Here is a 15,218-nt window from a genome sequence, read left to right on the forward strand (position 1 = left end):
CTTTATTCCAAACTATGGAATAGAGAACACACTTGGACATATTAAATATTTTTCTCATCTTTGTACTTATCCTTATTTCCGGCTTTTTCGTTGCATCAGAATTTGCTGTTGTAAAAGTACGAAAAAGTCGAATTGACCAGCTTGCAAATGAAGGCAATAAACAAGCATTAGCTGCAAGAAGTGTCATTTCTAATTTAGATGTTTATTTATCAGCTTGTCAGCTCGGGATTACCATTACTTCTTTAGGACTGGGTTGGCTTGGTGAACCGACTGTGGAACATTTACTACGACCGCTCTTTGAAAAGATTAATATTACTGGAACAGTGGCAAATACTTTATCCTTTATAATTGCCTTTAGTGTTATTACATTTTTCCATGTTGTATTAGGTGAATTAGTTCCAAAGTCTTTCGCAATCCAAAGAGCAGAAGCAATCACACTTAAGTTTGCAAGGCCACTTATTTTATTTGATAAAATTATGTATCCATTCATTTGGCTACTTAATAGTACAGCTATCTTTTTCACAAAACTGCTCGGTTTAGAGCCTGCGAAAGAAAATGAACTTGCCCATTCTGAAGAGGAACTACGACTCATTTTAGGTGAAAGTTTCAAAAGCGGCGAAATAAACCAAACCGAATATAAATATGTAAATAATATTTTTGAATTTGACGACCGAGTTGCGAAAGAAATTATGGTCCCTCGTACAGAAATGATTTGCTTATCTACTGAAAATACGTTAGATGAAAATATGGATATCGTTGCAACTGAAAAGTATACACGCTATCCTATCATCGAAAAAGATAAAGATGATATTATCGGTATGATCAATACGAAAGAAGTATTTCACGATCAAACGAAAGGCATTCATAAGCCACTTGAATCTTACATACACCCAGTACTAACTGTATTTGAAACTGTTCCAATTCGCAAAACGTTAGTGCATCTACAAAAGAATCGTGTTCAGATGGCAATCATTATGGATGAATATGGTGGTACTGCTGGGCTTTTAACAATGGAAGATATTCTTGAAGAAATCATTGGAGAAATTCAAGATGAGTTTGATGCGGATGAATCACCTATGATTGAAAAACGTACGCCGAAGCTTACTGTTTTAGATGGAAAAGTACTTATTTCTGAAGTAAATGATATGTTTGGCTTACATATTGACGAGAGCGACTTAGATACAATCGGAGGCTGGCTACTATCTCAAGCAGTTGACGTAAATATTGAAGCTGGCTACTCCATTGAATATGCCGGTTTTCAATTTAAGGCATTAGAGCTTGATGGACATCAAGTCAAAAAAATTGCTGTACATAAATTAGATATAAAAAAGGAGTTATAAAGTGACTGTTTTCTTAACAATCTGTATCATTGCCTGTTTCATCATTTCATTTCTAGCCTTTATTTACCCTATTATCCCAGGCATCCTAGCTGTCTGGGCTGGGTATTTCATTTACCATTTTGGTATAAATGGCGGAGAACTAACGATTTCTTTTTGGATTATTCAAGTTATTTTCACATTATTCATTTTCGTTGCTGATTTTATTGCAAATGGATATTTTTTAAAAAAATACGGGAGTTCTAAATGGGGCGAACGTATTGGAATGATTTCTATCATTGTTGGATCTTTCTTCTTTCCGCCATTCGGTTTAATTATCATACCGTTTTTATCGGTATTTATTACGGAACTAATGCATAAAAAAGCGCCAAAAGACGCTTTTCTAGTAGGAGTTGCTACTGTAGTTGGTTTTTTAAGCAGTACAGTAGCGAAAGCCATTCTCCAAATCATTATGATTATCATATTTGTATGTTATATCGTCTTTTGACCATCCCAGTTTCGGGATGGTTTTTTAATATGAAATACCTACTCGACTATTCTCATATTTATTTTTACTACACAGATTCCACGTAAATTGTGCTGTATCACCAACTGTTATTTTCGCACCACCTTCTGGTAATACATCTTTTTCAGTCCGATATACCCCTGTCACATCACCGTCTATTAAATGCGTTGGACAAACGACCGTCCAGCATAAATTACTACTACTAAGTATCTTATATGCAGCTAAATGATCTTCTGCTGCTGTTGTCGTTTTCCTTTTTGATTCCGTTGATTGAAAACGATATACATTTAGATTTGTTCTTGCTTGTAAAATACCAGCTGTTCCTATTGTAATGATTTTATGAACCCCTTCTTTTTCCATTTGCTTTATAATTTGCGGCATACTTTTCGATAACGTTCCATTTCGATCCGTTCCAAGTGCACTAATTACTATATCGCTTCCTTCAATCGCTTTCTTTATATCATTTTCGTTCAATACATTACCTTCTATAACTTGTAATCTTTCATGATGTATTTCTATTCTATTTAAATCACGCGCTAATGCAGTCACTTCAGCTGAATCCTCTAATGCTAATTTTATTATGTTTGAACCTACTCTCCCTGTTGCTCCCAATATACATACTTTCATATGTTTTCCCCCTCTTTCATTCTTTCTCTATTTTTCAATAATCTCATTCAGTTTGCAACAAAAAAGCTTCCTCACATATAAGAGGAAGCTCTCTATTATTACGTTATTTCTTTTCTTTAGAATCCGTAGACTTCTCAGTTCCACTTGTTTCTTTATCCTTTTTGTCCTCTTGTTGTGTTGTTGTATCGTCTTCTTTCTTCTTGTCCTCATCTTTACTACAACCTACCATTAATAAAGAACTTGCAAGTGCCATAGCAGTTAATGATTTAACCCATTTGTTCATTTGCGTTTCCTCCTTTTGATAGAATATGTACAATCCCATATTACTCTCTATTTTTAAAGGAAAGATTGACAAATAGTAAATAAACGGTAAATATTTGTAAATTTCCTGATAATAAACATGTACACCTAATCATTTTTCTCTACGAAAAATAAAAAACTAAGGCGCCTATCTTTCCGCCTCAGTTTCTTATGCAAACTTCTCATTTTCATATACATGTTTAATCTTATACTCTTTCTTCACAACATATTGCCATACACTATAGGCATAACGGTTCATTTTTAGGAAACAATTTTCTAAAAACGAACGAAATTCTGGATTTGCAACTTCAACTGCCACTTGAGCAAATTTTAACGCTAACCGTTTTAAATGCGAAATATAACAAGTTGCTATTTGGATATCTCCTGAATATTTACTATTAGTTTCCTTCTCCATTCCATGCAAATGAAATGAAATTGGTTCACAGGTTATATGCTGTACATTCTCTCCTTCTTGAAAATTCACTTGTTCATTATACGCTTGCAACATATATGGTAAATGATGCTGTAATAGCTCCTTTAATTCTTCGTCTCTTACCTCTCCTGTATACTCCCCAACCTTGTATATAAGCATATAACTATACTGCATTAACTCTTTCATACAATCCATGAAAGTACCTCCCTTCTCTTTTGTCTATATGTTATAAATATGCTGCTATAACATTTGCTATTCTTGCTAAAAACCAATCCCATTTACTAATTTTCTCAAAATCTTCTTCCGAAAATCTTTTTGACTTATGAAAGTCTTCTTTTAATCGATTCCATACGTCAGCAACAACTGTTTTATCATATATGACACAGTTAGATTCACAATTTAAATAAAAACTTCTATTATCAAAATTCGCTGTACCTATATCAACAATTTCTCCATCAATGATTGTCACTTTCCCGTGAAAAAAACCATTCCGATATTGATAAATCTCCGCTCCAGCATGTAACATATCTTTCAAATACGGATAAGCCGCTTGTTTTAACAATACCGCGTCACTTTTAAATGGCACGAGAATTTTCACATTGACACCACGGTTTAATGCATCTTTTAACTCTTTCATCATTTCTTTACTTGGTACAAAATATGGCGTAGCAATAATTAAAGACTTTTTAGCCCGCTTTAAAAGCGTTCCATATTTTTCCCATAAACCTTTTCCATCTGAAAATAAATATTGATATTTCACATCCCCTATTGCAGGTAAACTTTCATGTACAGGCATTATTTCTCCTGTATCTTCTTTCCAGTCAGCAGCAAATTTTCTTTCCATATCCGTAGCACCATTCCCATTGACTCGTATATGATAATCACGCCACGGACCAAATTTCGGATTTTGTCCAAGGTACTCCTTTCCAATATTAAAACCGCCGACGTATGATACCTTCCCATCTATCGTAACAATGCGTCTATGATTCCGTTGATGCAATGAATAGAATACATGTTTCAGTTTAAGCTTTTTACTAAACGTAAACTGGACACCGTTTCTTTTTAGTTGACGAATTATCTTTTTCTTCAGCTTATATCCACCTATTCGATCAACTGACAATTTCACTTCTACTCCGCTTGATGCCTTTTTCTCAAGTAACTGCAAAAATTCTTTGCTTATTTCATCTTTACCTACAATATAAAAATGGATATATATATACTTTTCTGCATTACGTATATCCTCAAATAATTTCGTATATAATTCTTCACCGTTCGTATACAGTTGAAATTCACCCAATCGAACTTGTCCTAATTCATATTCACTAGCCATTTTTTTCCCCATTTCCACATCGATGTTCATCCAAATGAATACACCTATTAAACAAAGGATTACAACGAAAAAGTGTTTCATGGATATTTTCCTTTCCCACTTACTGTTATTTCTATATCTTCCCTTTTTTAATACAATATCATTCAAGAAAATATGTCATTACATGATATATGTCCATATCAAACGATGGCTCATTTGCATATTGTATGTTGTATCTTAAAATAAAAGGAGGAAATAACAATGGGCTTCGCACATGGTAATGGATTCGCGCTATTAGTCGTATTATTTATCCTCTTAATCATCGTCGGTGCTGCTTGCTTCTGCTAAGTAGTTATCGTCATATGATATGTGGATGAAAAAACTATAAAAGCGGACACCTATTTTTAGGTGTCCGCTTTTCATATAAAAAACATTTCAGTTCGTTATAATACCGTTAACGACTACATATTCAACTCAAAAAGTTAGTAATGTGGCTACTTTCTTACTCTCCGCCTTACGTATATGACGTTGTTCTGCACGCAAAACAGCAATGCGATGTAATTCTTTCTCTTCTTCTGTTTCAGGGATTACTCGAGGAACTGGAACTGGATTATTCTCCTTACTAAGTGCAACGAATGTAACAAATGATGTTGCTGCTATACGTTTCTCACCTGAAATTAAATCTTCTGCTACTACCTTCACAAATACTTCCATAGAAGTTCTACCCGTCCAAATTACAAAGGATTCATAACTAACACAATCTGAAGAGCGAACAGGATGTAAGAAATCTACCCAATCCATAGATGCTGTAACACATTCTTTTCTTGCATGCCTCGTTGCGGAGATAGAAGCAACCATATCCATCTCGGCTAATATTTTTCCACCAAATAGCGTATTATGATCATTTAAATCTGTTGGAAATACTCGGCTCGTTTTAAACACTCTGGATTCATTAGCTGTTTTTCCCTTTACTTCAGTCATTGTTATCACCTCTTTGATTATTTAACCCGCTATTTGCAGACATTAAGACTCCCACCACAAATTTCGGTTGGAGCAAAGAAGTTCGGTAAGAGTTCCATTTCCCATTAACACTAGAGCAGTATGAGCTTACTATCACTACACGTTTAATATTAACAACATTCAGAACTCTTAGTCCACAAAAAAGAACCGATGTGATCAATCGGCTCCTCTAAATACATATTGTTCTTTCGGCTGTTCAACTTTATTCCATTTCGTTACTTCTAAAACAGGAATGTTCGCATGGAATGGCTGATAAAATTCCGTTGATATTTCTCCTTCAACTTGAATCCAATCATCATTATTCCATTCTACCCCTTCTGGTTTTTTCACTAACATACCATATACACCGGAATCCGCTACACAATGTATAATACCGAAACGGAATAAGAAATATTGTTCTTTTTTAGAAGAATCATCTTTGAAAACAAACCCTTTAAAAGATAATTTTTTCCCAGTAAACTCGCCAGGATAATTGTAAATTGTTTCCATCCCTTTTAGGAAGTCTTCATCTTTTAAAGTAATACTATCTTTCGTAACGAACTCTTTTTTCCCTTTTTCCATTACACCACGGTATCCTTCTTTCCCGTAATAAATGCTCGTATCAGGTCTTAGAAATTGCCTTGTCATAAATGGATCTTTACTTTCCGCTTGTGCTACTGGAAAATGAAATCCTTTCGCCTTAACAATGTCCGAATCTAATGTTGCAATCGGGAAAAACAATCCTGTGACTATCGGAAAACAAAATAATGTGTACGAAAATGCTTTTTTCCACCAAGTATTTTCATCTTTCGAATGATCATGCCCGCAATGGCTATGATCGCAACCACAATTGTGCTGTTCTTTTTCTCTTTCTTTTTCCTTTTGATGTTCTTTTTGGAAAACGATAATTATTTGAACGACCGTTAAAAAACCTAAAATAATAGCTGCTGTTTTTGATAAATAGGCATACTTCATATTGATATACTTCGTAATATTACCTGAAATATGAAGTTGCGCGATTAAGATTGTAAAACCTAATAATATATATGCTCGAAACATAACCTACCACCCCATCGCATAAATGAGTAGTGAGCTTGCATAAACAACAAGTGTAACTGTAACTGTAACGACAATTACAAATCTCGTTTTAAATGTTGCAAGCATCATAAACATATTTTTAATATCCACCATCGGTCCATACACGAGGAACGCGACAAGTGATGCTGTTGAAAACGTACTTTGGAATGACGAAGCAATAAATGCATCCGCTTCTGAACAAAGTGATAAAATGTAAGCAAGTCCCATCATAACAGCAGGTGAAGAAAACGGCCCTTGTCCTATAGCAAGCAGTGTTGAAGTTTGTACGAACGTTTGAACTGCAGCTGCAATTAACGCACCTAATACTAAATATTTTCCCATCGAGAAAAATTCCTCAACAGCATGCGTACATACATCCCACATTTTTTTACGTAATGGACGCTTATGATTCACTTCTGGGAAGTGATCATCTCTTAATTGATGTTCTTTAAACATAAATGATAATATAATTCCAACGATAATTGCTACGATAATCGCTACAATAGAACGATACCATACCATGTGCATACTACTTCCAAAGGCAACATAAGTTGCAAATAATACAACCGGATTAATAATTGGACCAGTTAACATAAATGCAATCCCGGCATATGGCGGAACCCCTTTTCCGATTAACCGTCTTACAATCGGAACGATTCCACATTCACAACCCGGAAACATCATACCTAAAAAAGTAGCCATTAAAACAGACAGAAAACGGTTTTTCGGCATCCATTTTGCTACCATATCCTCTGTCACAAACATTTGAATGAATCCTGAAATAAATACACCAATGAGCACAAAAGGAAGTGCTTCGATCAAAATAGAGATAAAGATTGTATTCATTTGCAGGAATGCTTTCGGTAATTGAAACATTTCCATGATGTATTTCCTCCAACTTTTCATTAACAATATGTAATTTTAACCCCATTTTATTAATTGGACAAGACTTATACAGAATTCACTCCCTTCATATACATTACATTTTATAAGTTATATTCTATTCAAAACTTTGGATTCCATAGCAAAAAAGCTGCTCTAGCGCAGTTATACAACTATGCTAGAGCAGCTTTCTTATCGTTAAAAGTAACGTTTCTTCCAAAATACAAATGCTAAAGCGCAAGATAATGTTAAACATATTATAAGCACAATTACAAAACCTTGAGCCTCACCCTCAAACGGAACCTTTACGTTCATTCCAAAGAAACTAGAGACCATTGTTGGTAACGATAATATGATGGTAATAGACGTTAACAGTTTCATAACACTGTTTAAATTATTCGATATAACAGAGCTAAAAGTATTCATCATTCCACTTAAAATATGACTATATATTTCCGCCATTTCAATAGCCTGTTTATTTTCAATTAATACATCTTCTAATAAATCTTGATCGTCTTCATACATTTTTAAAAATGTACTGTTACGCATTAATTTTTGAATTACAATTTTATTCGCCTTTAATGACGTTGTAAAGTAAACTAAACTTTTTTCAAGGCCTAACAATGTGAAAATCTCTTTATTTTTCATCGACTTATTTAACTGATGCTCTAAATCGATTGTTTTTCTGTTAATTTGCTTTAAGTATCTTAAATAATAAGTAGAAATCGTATATAAGAGCTGCAGTGCAAAGCGTGTCTTTTTAAACGTATAAAATTCTTTAATACGTTGATTAATAAAACGTTCAAAAATTGGGTTTTCTTCTAAACAAATTGTCACAAAACAATCTGGCATGACAATCATACCTATTGGAATCGTGTCATAAATCGAATTTCCTTCTTCATCGTGTCTAACTGTTGGAATATCCACGATTATTAAAGTATTATTGTCTTCTTTCTCAATACGAGAGCGTTCTTCATCATCTAAAGGGTCTTTAATGAAATCTAAGTCTACATTTAAAGTTTGTACTAGATATTGAATTTCTTCTTCCGTTGGATGAAGTACATTAATCCAGCAACCCTTTTGCATTTCCTCAACCTCTTGTAGTTTTCCGTTTCGGTCTGTTAAATAAATATTTAACATACTATCACCCCGATTCTATTTACATGTAGGAATCTACCTCTCTTACACAACAGTTTTTGAACCGCCATTCTCAGCATATGAAACATACGTTTAAATTTCAATAGAAAAATTATTTTGAAAACGTTTTTATAAGAAAAATATTATAAACAAAGAAAAAGACAGAGTGCTCTCTGCCTTAAAAAGCTTATGTTGCCTTTATAACATATTTAGAAAGCATCCACAAGTTAAAGCCAACCGAAATCGTATAACCAGCGTATGTTGAAATGATAAAGCTTACATAATCGAAATACGGGAGCAACACAATATTTAAAACTATCTTCACAATAATGCCAATCACTAATCCTAGCACTGTTTTCTGTTGTTGATTAATTCCTTGTAACATCGCAGCTGTTACTGTAAATAGCGAAAATAGTATACAGGCAGGAGCATAATACTGTAAAATCACTCTCCCCATCTCCGGATCATTGCCGGCACCAAATAAAAGCGTATATACTGGTTTTGCTAGCAACATCATTCCAATTGCTGCTGGTACCGTAATACCTACTACTAATACATTCGTCCTCGTAAAATGTTTGTACAGTAACTTCACATTTCCTGCTGTATAGGCTTTTGTCATCTCAGGTACGAGAGACATACTAAAAGCAGTTGCAACGGAAACTGGGATAAGTACAACCATCTGAACAAGACCGATTATTGCATTAATCTTCTCTGCTTCTCCTTGCATATATCCTATTTGTATAAGTAGTTTATTAATTGTAAATGTATCAATCGTCTGATACAACGGAATTGCTAAACCAACGACAACAAACGGTATCGAATATGTAAAGAGCTCCTTATACAGCGAGAAAAAAGATTTCGTTGTTTGCGGTATACTTGCCATTTCTTTTTTCTTTAAGTGCCTTCTCCTTCTCATATAATACGCACTTAAAACAGTTAATCCACCTATCGCTCCCATAAAGGCACCGAACGTTGAAATACCAACAGCTAGAGAGACAGAAGCTTTTAAAATATATAAAACGACAAAACTTCCTATCAAAATGGTTAGAACCCGAAAAAATTGCTCTACAACTACACTTAGAGCAGAAGGCCCCATCGATTGGAATCCTTGAAAGAAGCCCCTTAATAAACTCATTACTGGCACAAGTATTAACGCAAAACTTACAATTCGAATATTAGTAGTGACCGCCCCTACACTATTCCCCGTTTGATCATTTCCATCGATTACAAGTTTAGCCAAATGTGGAGCTAGCAAATATAACGCAAAACACGAAATAACTCCCATTATAAACATAAACACGATTCCACTTTTCAACACTCTCTTAACCGTATGATAATCATTCAGTTGATCATATTTTGATACCATTTTTGAAACTGCAAGTGGTAGTCCCATCGTCGCAATGCTGAGCATAATCGTATATGGACGATATGCATACGTGTATAAAACGTACCCACTCGTACCGACCATTGCTGTAAATGGTATAACATATATAAACCCTAACATTTTTGATATCATAGTTGCCATCGTTAAAAATATCGTTCCACGTATAAACGGTGACCCTTTCATCACATTCCCCCGCTACGCTTTATTATTACACATTATGGACAACTCCTTTTCTTTAGAACCGAAACAAATAAAAAAAGCCAATGAAAAATCATTGACTTTAACGCGCTGCTTTTTTCTTTTTGAAATACTTTAAACCGAAGTATAGGGCAACAAAGAGAACAGCCCCTATAATTATGTAATGTGTGTAATCAGATGCATACTCTTTAATATGTCGCCAATTTCCACCAAGCTTTTCACCTAAATATATAAATAGTATTGACCATGGAATAATCGCAACTACTGTATACAGTGTGAATAGTTTTAACGGCATTTTAGCTAATCCTGCTGGAATAGAGATAGCATGACGTACGACTGGGATAAAGCGCGCAGAAAAGATTACTCCTGCCCCATAACGCTTAAACCAATTTTCTGCTATGTCTAAATGGTGTTTATTAATAAGTAGATATTTTCCATACTTCTCTACAACTGGACGTCCTCCATAGTACCCAAGCCAATATAAAAATATTTGAGCTAAAGTACCACCGATTGTTCCAGCAATAACTGCACCGACAAAACTAATTTTACCATCTGCGACTAAAAAACCAGCATATGAAAGTACAATTTCACTCGGGATAATTTCAATCATTAAAGCTAGTGCTACTCCAAAGTAACCTAAGCTTGCAAAAAATTGCAATAACTGATCTATTATGCTTGCTAACATTTTATTTTCTATCTCCTTTTTTCTTCACATACCATCCCATTATTACATAAAGGTTGCATTCTGCCAATATCTTCATTTCAACAATATCATCGACATAAGCATTATTAATCTATTAATGTTTCTTTCTGTGGTTCTTTCATATAGGCAAACATTTCTTTAATTTGCTCTTCTGTATTTCTAGCAATCGATAAATTAGGTAATTCATTCTCACCAAAAAACTCCACATCTTCTGTTTCAATACTAGTTTTCTTTTCACCACCAATAATCTTACAGGCAATAAAAATTTTATATACATGCGTTGCTGAAGGCGATGGTTGATGTTTTTCTTTATCAAATATAGCTAGTAATTTAAAATGATCTACCTCATAACCTGTCTCTTCGAAAACCTCTTTTGCTGCTACTTCTGTCGGCGTATAACCGATATCAGCCCATCCACCTGGCAATGCCCATTTCCCATCACTTTTTTCTTTCACAAATAATAACTTTTCATTTTGAAAAACGACTGCTCTTATATCGACTTTAGGTGTTTGATAGCCTGTCTCACTTGCAAATAACTTCTCTACAACTTCCCAATCTGTCTTTGTATAATGTGACATCATCGAAATGGAAATATCCCGTAATTGTTGGAAACGTTCTATATCATACACATCCTTAGAATACGTTAAACCCGCTTGAGCTATAGATTGTATTTGTTTTACCCAATCAATCCATTTTACCGTCATGTTTCCACATCTCCATCCTTTATTAAGTATATATTACGTCAATTCTACCAATACATCTTTATTATACAAAAAAAGAGATTGATAATGTTCCAATCTCTTTCAAAATTAATCCAATTCATGTAAATGATCTTGTATATACTTTCTTCTTTTATTTATATATTCCTCAATCATATCAGCTTCTTGATCAAATATTTCTAATTTTTCTTTCATATATGGATCTTGTAGTAAATAAGGACGAATCGACTCACACAAACTTTCTACTTTCGGCATCATAAATGAAACGGTAAATTGTTCTTCTAATATTTCTTCCAAAATACCTCGGTATTGCTTTCTAAATACAGGTATATCTAACAATCTTGCACTTAACGTGTTATAACCTTGAATACGAATATATTCATGATTAAGTGGTCTTCCTTGTACATCGCGTCCCCAAGTCGCATCATAATCCCACGGTATCACTTCAAATAAATTTGTTTCATCGTTATGATATAATGCATAGTTATGAACAAAACCATCAAAGTTTTGTGTAAAAATAACGCCAGCTAACCATCGTAAATATTTATCAACATGCAAAAACTTCCCAATTTCTTTTTCATAAGATTCCCTCGACAAAGCGTTCGCTTGAAATACAAATTCACTCAGCTGTTCTTCACTATTTGCATTCGAATACTTAAATTCATAACCCGCAAAGAGCTCCGTCTTAACATCTTTATCTCTCTCACTCATTAAAGAAAAATTCGCATCATCATCTATCGCATAATAAATAGAACCACTCGGTAATCCTCTATTTTTCAAAAAGTTTTCGTCAACTGATTCTAACTGTAAATATACACCTTGAATTTGACCATTTATTTTTATAAACACATGTTGTGATTTCGGTGAAAGTACACCAATATCATGAAAAAAGTCTAAAGATAATTTATTTCGTATGAGAGACGGATCCATAAACTCAGAATTTAAATGAATCTCTTTCGCACCTTGAAATTTTTTAGGCTTATAAAACATAACATGATAAGACTTTTTCTCAAATTCACGAATATGAGCACCACGGTATACGATATCAATATCATACTTCTTTTTTCCATAAGTTAATTTTGCTGGCACTGGATTGTCTGACCAAATTTCTTTTTTCAATTCCACTAGGTTCATTGGATGAATAAAAAAATCATATGAAGGTAACATATTTCCTCATCCCTTCTCAGTTCTCTTCATTCAATGTATGCACCTTGCCTTGTCCATACATCCGCTATCATCTATTTATATAAAATTACACTCTTGTCCTGTTCAGAAAGACTTCATCTCTCATATCATGTTAAGGAAAAAGAATACCTTTTCACTTTAATACATGATAAGGAGGATTTCTATGAAACGTGATATTAGAAAAGCTGTTGAAGAAATCAAAAGTGCAGGGATGGAGGATTTCTTACACCAAGATCCAAGTACTTTTGAGTGCGATGATGATCATCATAAATGTACAACAGGGTGTAAATGTACAACAGGGCGTAGATGTACAACAGGGAATAAATGTCCAAGAACAAGATGTACTCGCGTGAAACATTGTACTTTCGTTACAAAATGTACTCATGTAAAAAAATGGACTTTCGTTACAAAATGTACTCGTGTACGCGTTCAAAAATGGACTTTTGTTACAAAAGTTACTCGTAGAAAAGAATGCGTTATAGTTACAAAACGTACTCGCGTGAAAAAATGCACTTTCGTTACAAAATGCGTTCGTTTTGAAAAGAAATGTTTCTGGACAAAACGATGTTTCTGTAAAAAATGTGTATTTTTCCCTCATAGCCATCATGGTTCTTGTGATGATTCGTGGGATCATGGTAAGGACTGTCACGATGACGGACACAAATGGAATGATTGCAAAGATAGCAGACACAAGTCTTCTTCTTGCAAGAATAAAAAATTCGATCACTTCTGGTATAAAAAACGTAATTGCTAGTTTTTATGCCTACAAAAAAGGCCGTTTTGCGGCCTTTTTTACGTTCATTGAAAATGACTTATATCTGCAAATTGCTTCACTGCACCTTTCCCTTCTTCAAATTCTATTATACTTAGACTAGCACTATGCATAAATGGATCATCCCATACATTTTCTATTTCAATACCCGCAAAATGTCCTACAAGTAGTTTTGCCGCTGCCGCATGAGAAACAATTAATATACTTTCTCCTTTATGCTTTTCTAAAAGAAGCTGTATCCCATCCATTACCCTTTTATGAACAGCCTCAAAATTTTCTCCCGATGTTGACTGGAAAAGATGTGGCTCATACCAAAACAACTGTATTTCCTCTGGGTATTGCCTTTCTATATCATCAATTGTCTGCCCTTCCCATATCCCCATGTTGATTTCATAGAAATGCTCATCCGCGATTATCGGTATATCACGATCGCCCTTTATTAACTCTGCAGTATGTAGGGTTCTTTCACTTGGACTACTATAGATCGCATGGACAGATAAATCTTTCATTCGATCTCCTAATTGCTTAGCTTGTAACATACCATTTTCAGTTAAAGCAGAATTTTTCCGTCCTTGCATTCGTTTCGCTACATTCCACTCTGTTTCACCATGCCTTGTTACATATATAGTTGTTTTCATTTCTTACTCCCCCTCACCATTTTGGTCGTAACTCCCACGGTTCGACTCTCCCTACAATCCACTCCGCTCGTTTACTTTCAATCCCTTTTATAACTCCATCAGCTATCTCTTCATGAGTAAGCCATCTTCCATATGTATCTTCTAAAATAAAACCTAAAATAATTCTACGATAACTACATCGCGTACTCCCTATTTTTTGTGCAGTCATACGTGATGCTTTACTACCTAAAATATGAAATAAACTATATGTTTCAGACGACAAATCTAGCTCTTTACAAATATTTGATAGTGCATGCTTTGCACTTGTGTGTACCCATGCAACAACTAATGTGATTGGGCCATTTTTCTCAATTGTGCTTTTAATTGCTAGCATTACATCTTCATCATTATGATAATCTAACGCAAGGCATGTAATATTTTCTGTTGCAGAACTCATTTGCTTGACATTTTCTAACTTCTCTTCATCTCTTCCAATAATAGAAACATGAAACCTTTGCTCACAAAGCCAAGTAGAAACTTTCTTTAGCATTCCTGTTCCACCAATTACTAGCGCATGCAACTTTCTTTGCCCCCTTAGTAAAACGTCATATGTGGTTTATCTTCCTTATAATAAGTAAGTCGGTCTTGCAATGTCCCTGAATGAAATTCAAACTTATGCCCGTCTGGATCAACAAAATATATAGATTCACAATCCCTTACATCCCGTTCTCTTCCTTGTAAAATATGAACATCGTTTTCTTCTAACCGCTGCAGTAGACGTTCAAAATCTTTCTGTTCAACAGAAAACGCAATATGCGTATATGATTGATGAATCTCATTTCTCGGAATATGCGTTTCTTCATTAAGCGCTATCCATACCCCACATATATTAAAATATGCAAGTTTTCTTCCTCTAACTAACAACTCTCCTTCCAATACTCTTTCGTAAAATGTAATAGAATCTTCTAGATTAGATACTGAAAAACATAGATGATTGATTCCCTTTAACAACTAAAATTCCTCCTATACAAATA

At 34.3% G+C, this 15,218-nt stretch carries 19 protein-coding genes; 4 read left to right on the top strand and 15 right to left on the bottom strand.

The features are described from left to right. Positions 1-32 precede the first annotated feature (32 nt). Together DN390_RS15140 and DN390_RS15145 are read left to right on the top strand one after the other, a co-directional pair. The gene (locus DN390_RS15140) at positions 33-1,340 is read left to right on the top strand and encodes a hemolysin family protein (protein ID WP_060630561.1); all 1,308 of its coding nucleotides are present in this window, start codon (positions 33-35) and stop codon (positions 1,338-1,340) included. Between the two features lies 1 nt (position 1,341). Beyond that, a complete protein-coding gene (locus tag DN390_RS15145; protein WP_147807718.1) occupies positions 1,342-1,824 on the top strand; it encodes a DUF456 domain-containing protein in 483 nt (160 codons plus the stop codon). 24 nt (positions 1,825-1,848) lie between these two features. On the opposite strand, the gene DN390_RS15150 is transcribed toward DN390_RS15145, so the two are convergent. From DN390_RS15150 to cls, 4 genes are all read right to left on the bottom strand, one after another. Then, entirely contained in the window at positions 1,849-2,469 is a 621-nt protein-coding gene (locus DN390_RS15150; RefSeq protein WP_098608513.1) for an NAD(P)-dependent oxidoreductase, read from the bottom strand. 103 nt (positions 2,470-2,572) lie between these two features. Next, the gene (locus DN390_RS15155; protein WP_001045957.1) at positions 2,573-2,752 is read right to left on the bottom strand and encodes a hypothetical protein; all 180 of its coding nucleotides are present in this window, start codon (positions 2,750-2,752) and stop codon (positions 2,573-2,575) included. Between the two features lie 186 nt (positions 2,753-2,938). After that, on the bottom strand, positions 2,939-3,397 hold the full coding sequence (locus DN390_RS15160) for a spore coat protein (RefSeq protein WP_098608512.1): 459 nt from the start codon (positions 3,395-3,397) through the stop codon (positions 2,939-2,941). Between the two features lie 31 nt (positions 3,398-3,428). Then, positions 3,429-4,613 (bottom strand): cardiolipin synthase, encoded by a 1,185-nt coding sequence (cls, locus tag DN390_RS15165; RefSeq protein WP_060630557.1) that lies wholly within the window; start codon positions 4,611-4,613, stop codon positions 3,429-3,431. A 159-nt stretch (positions 4,614-4,772) separates the two neighbouring features. Between cls and DN390_RS15170 the strand changes: the two genes are divergently transcribed. Beyond that, positions 4,773-4,859 (top strand): YjcZ family sporulation protein, encoded by an 87-nt coding sequence (locus tag DN390_RS15170; RefSeq protein WP_000505094.1) that lies wholly within the window; start codon positions 4,773-4,775, stop codon positions 4,857-4,859. 126 nt (positions 4,860-4,985) lie between these two features. Here DN390_RS15170 and DN390_RS15175 read toward each other — a convergent pair whose 3' ends face one another. The 8 genes from DN390_RS15175 to cotH all read right to left on the bottom strand — a co-directional run bounded on the left by DN390_RS15175 (position 4,986) and on the right by cotH (position 12,777). Beyond that, positions 4,986-5,492, bottom strand: a complete 507-nt coding sequence (locus DN390_RS15175; protein WP_000141167.1) for an acyl-CoA thioesterase — start codon at positions 5,490-5,492, stop codon at positions 4,986-4,988. 195 nt (positions 5,493-5,687) lie between these two features. Next, positions 5,688-6,569, bottom strand: coding sequence for a TIGR03943 family putative permease subunit (locus DN390_RS15180; RefSeq protein ID WP_098608511.1), 882 nt, complete (start codon positions 6,567-6,569; stop codon positions 5,688-5,690). Positions 6,570-6,572: 3 nt separating this feature from the next. Then, positions 6,573-7,469: a permease gene (locus tag DN390_RS15185; protein WP_060630555.1), complete on the bottom strand. Its 897-nt coding sequence runs from the start codon at positions 7,467-7,469 to the stop codon at positions 6,573-6,575. Positions 7,470-7,667: 198 nt separating this feature from the next. Continuing rightward, positions 7,668-8,609 carry a magnesium transporter CorA family protein gene (locus tag DN390_RS15190; protein WP_060630554.1) on the bottom strand — a complete coding sequence of 314 codons (942 nt, stop codon included), beginning with the start codon at positions 8,607-8,609 and terminating at the stop codon, positions 7,668-7,670. Between the two features lie 184 nt (positions 8,610-8,793). Then, positions 8,794-10,173: a putative polysaccharide biosynthesis protein gene (locus tag DN390_RS15195; protein ID WP_060630553.1), complete on the bottom strand. Its 1,380-nt coding sequence runs from the start codon at positions 10,171-10,173 to the stop codon at positions 8,794-8,796. 97 nt (positions 10,174-10,270) lie between these two features. Next, positions 10,271-10,873 carry an undecaprenyl phosphate transporter UptA gene (gene uptA, locus DN390_RS15200; RefSeq protein WP_000881208.1) on the bottom strand — a complete coding sequence of 201 codons (603 nt, stop codon included), beginning with the start codon at positions 10,871-10,873 and terminating at the stop codon, positions 10,271-10,273. Positions 10,874-10,977: 104 nt separating this feature from the next. Then, complete coding sequence (locus tag DN390_RS15205; protein ID WP_098264209.1) at positions 10,978-11,595, bottom strand: NUDIX hydrolase N-terminal domain-containing protein; 618 nt, start codon at positions 11,593-11,595, stop codon at positions 10,978-10,980. A 105-nt stretch (positions 11,596-11,700) separates the two neighbouring features. Next, positions 11,701-12,777: a spore coat protein CotH gene (gene cotH, locus DN390_RS15210; protein WP_147807719.1), complete on the bottom strand. Its 1,077-nt coding sequence runs from the start codon at positions 12,775-12,777 to the stop codon at positions 11,701-11,703. A gap of 181 nt (positions 12,778-12,958) precedes the next feature. Between cotH and exsB the strand changes: the two genes are divergently transcribed. Beyond that, positions 12,959-13,549: an exosporium protein ExsB gene (gene exsB / locus DN390_RS15215; protein WP_000817489.1), complete on the top strand. Its 591-nt coding sequence runs from the start codon at positions 12,959-12,961 to the stop codon at positions 13,547-13,549. A 44-nt stretch (positions 13,550-13,593) separates the two neighbouring features. On the opposite strand, the gene DN390_RS15220 is transcribed toward exsB, so the two are convergent. The 3 genes from DN390_RS15220 to fosB are packed head-to-tail and all read right to left on the bottom strand — an operon-like array spanning position 13,594 to position 15,195. Beyond that, positions 13,594-14,205 (bottom strand): phosphoserine phosphatase 1, encoded by a 612-nt coding sequence (locus DN390_RS15220; RefSeq protein WP_147807720.1) that lies wholly within the window; start codon positions 14,203-14,205, stop codon positions 13,594-13,596. A gap of 13 nt (positions 14,206-14,218) precedes the next feature. Further along, complete coding sequence (locus tag DN390_RS15225) at positions 14,219-14,764, bottom strand: short-chain dehydrogenase (protein WP_147807721.1); 546 nt, start codon at positions 14,762-14,764, stop codon at positions 14,219-14,221. A gap of 14 nt (positions 14,765-14,778) precedes the next feature. After that, entirely contained in the window at positions 14,779-15,195 is a 417-nt protein-coding gene (fosB, locus tag DN390_RS15230; RefSeq protein ID WP_097949742.1) for a FosBx1 family fosfomycin resistance bacillithiol transferase, read from the bottom strand. Positions 15,196-15,218 lie beyond the last annotated feature (23 nt).

Origin of the sequence: Bacillus sp. SH7-1, from assembly GCF_008042405.1 — a bacterium.
In the GTDB taxonomy this organism is placed as follows: domain Bacteria; phylum Bacillota; class Bacilli; order Bacillales; family Bacillaceae_G; genus Bacillus_A; species Bacillus_A thuringiensis_N.

What these genes read in the sequence shown, in the direction of transcription:
- DN390_RS15150 (WP_098608513.1), bottom strand. Translation starts at nt 2,469, where the DNA reads ATGAAAGTATGTATATTGGGAGCAACAGGGAGAGTAGGTTCAAACATA.
- DN390_RS15155 (WP_001045957.1), bottom strand. Translation starts at nt 2,752, where the DNA reads ATGAACAAATGGGTTAAATCATTAACTGCTATGGCACTTGCAAGTTCT.
- DN390_RS15160 (WP_098608512.1), bottom strand. Translation starts at nt 3,397, where the DNA reads ATGGATTGTATGAAAGAGTTAATGCAGTATAGTTATATGCTTATATAC.
- cls (WP_060630557.1), bottom strand. Translation starts at nt 4,613, where the DNA reads ATGAAACACTTTTTCGTTGTAATCCTTTGTTTAATAGGTGTATTCATT.
- DN390_RS15170 (WP_000505094.1), top strand. Translation starts at nt 4,773, where the DNA reads ATGGGCTTCGCACATGGTAATGGATTCGCGCTATTAGTCGTATTATTT.
- DN390_RS15175 (WP_000141167.1), bottom strand. Translation starts at nt 5,492, where the DNA reads ATGACTGAAGTAAAGGGAAAAACAGCTAATGAATCCAGAGTGTTTAAA.
- DN390_RS15180 (WP_098608511.1), bottom strand. Translation starts at nt 6,569, where the DNA reads ATGTTTCGAGCATATATATTATTAGGTTTTACAATCTTAATCGCGCAA.
- DN390_RS15185 (WP_060630555.1), bottom strand. Translation starts at nt 7,469, where the DNA reads ATGGAAATGTTTCAATTACCGAAAGCATTCCTGCAAATGAATACAATC.
- DN390_RS15190 (WP_060630554.1), bottom strand. Translation starts at nt 8,609, where the DNA reads ATGTTAAATATTTATTTAACAGACCGAAACGGAAAACTACAAGAGGTT.
- DN390_RS15195 (WP_060630553.1), bottom strand. Translation starts at nt 10,173, where the DNA reads ATGAAAGGGTCACCGTTTATACGTGGAACGATATTTTTAACGATGGCA.
- uptA (WP_000881208.1), bottom strand. Translation starts at nt 10,873, where the DNA reads ATGTTAGCAAGCATAATAGATCAGTTATTGCAATTTTTTGCAAGCTTA.
- DN390_RS15205 (WP_098264209.1), bottom strand. Translation starts at nt 11,595, where the DNA reads ATGACGGTAAAATGGATTGATTGGGTAAAACAAATACAATCTATAGCT.
- cotH (WP_147807719.1), bottom strand. Translation starts at nt 12,777, where the DNA reads ATGTTACCTTCATATGATTTTTTTATTCATCCAATGAACCTAGTGGAA.
- exsB (WP_000817489.1), top strand. Translation starts at nt 12,959, where the DNA reads ATGAAACGTGATATTAGAAAAGCTGTTGAAGAAATCAAAAGTGCAGGG.
- DN390_RS15220 (WP_147807720.1), bottom strand. Translation starts at nt 14,205, where the DNA reads ATGAAAACAACTATATATGTAACAAGGCATGGTGAAACAGAGTGGAAT.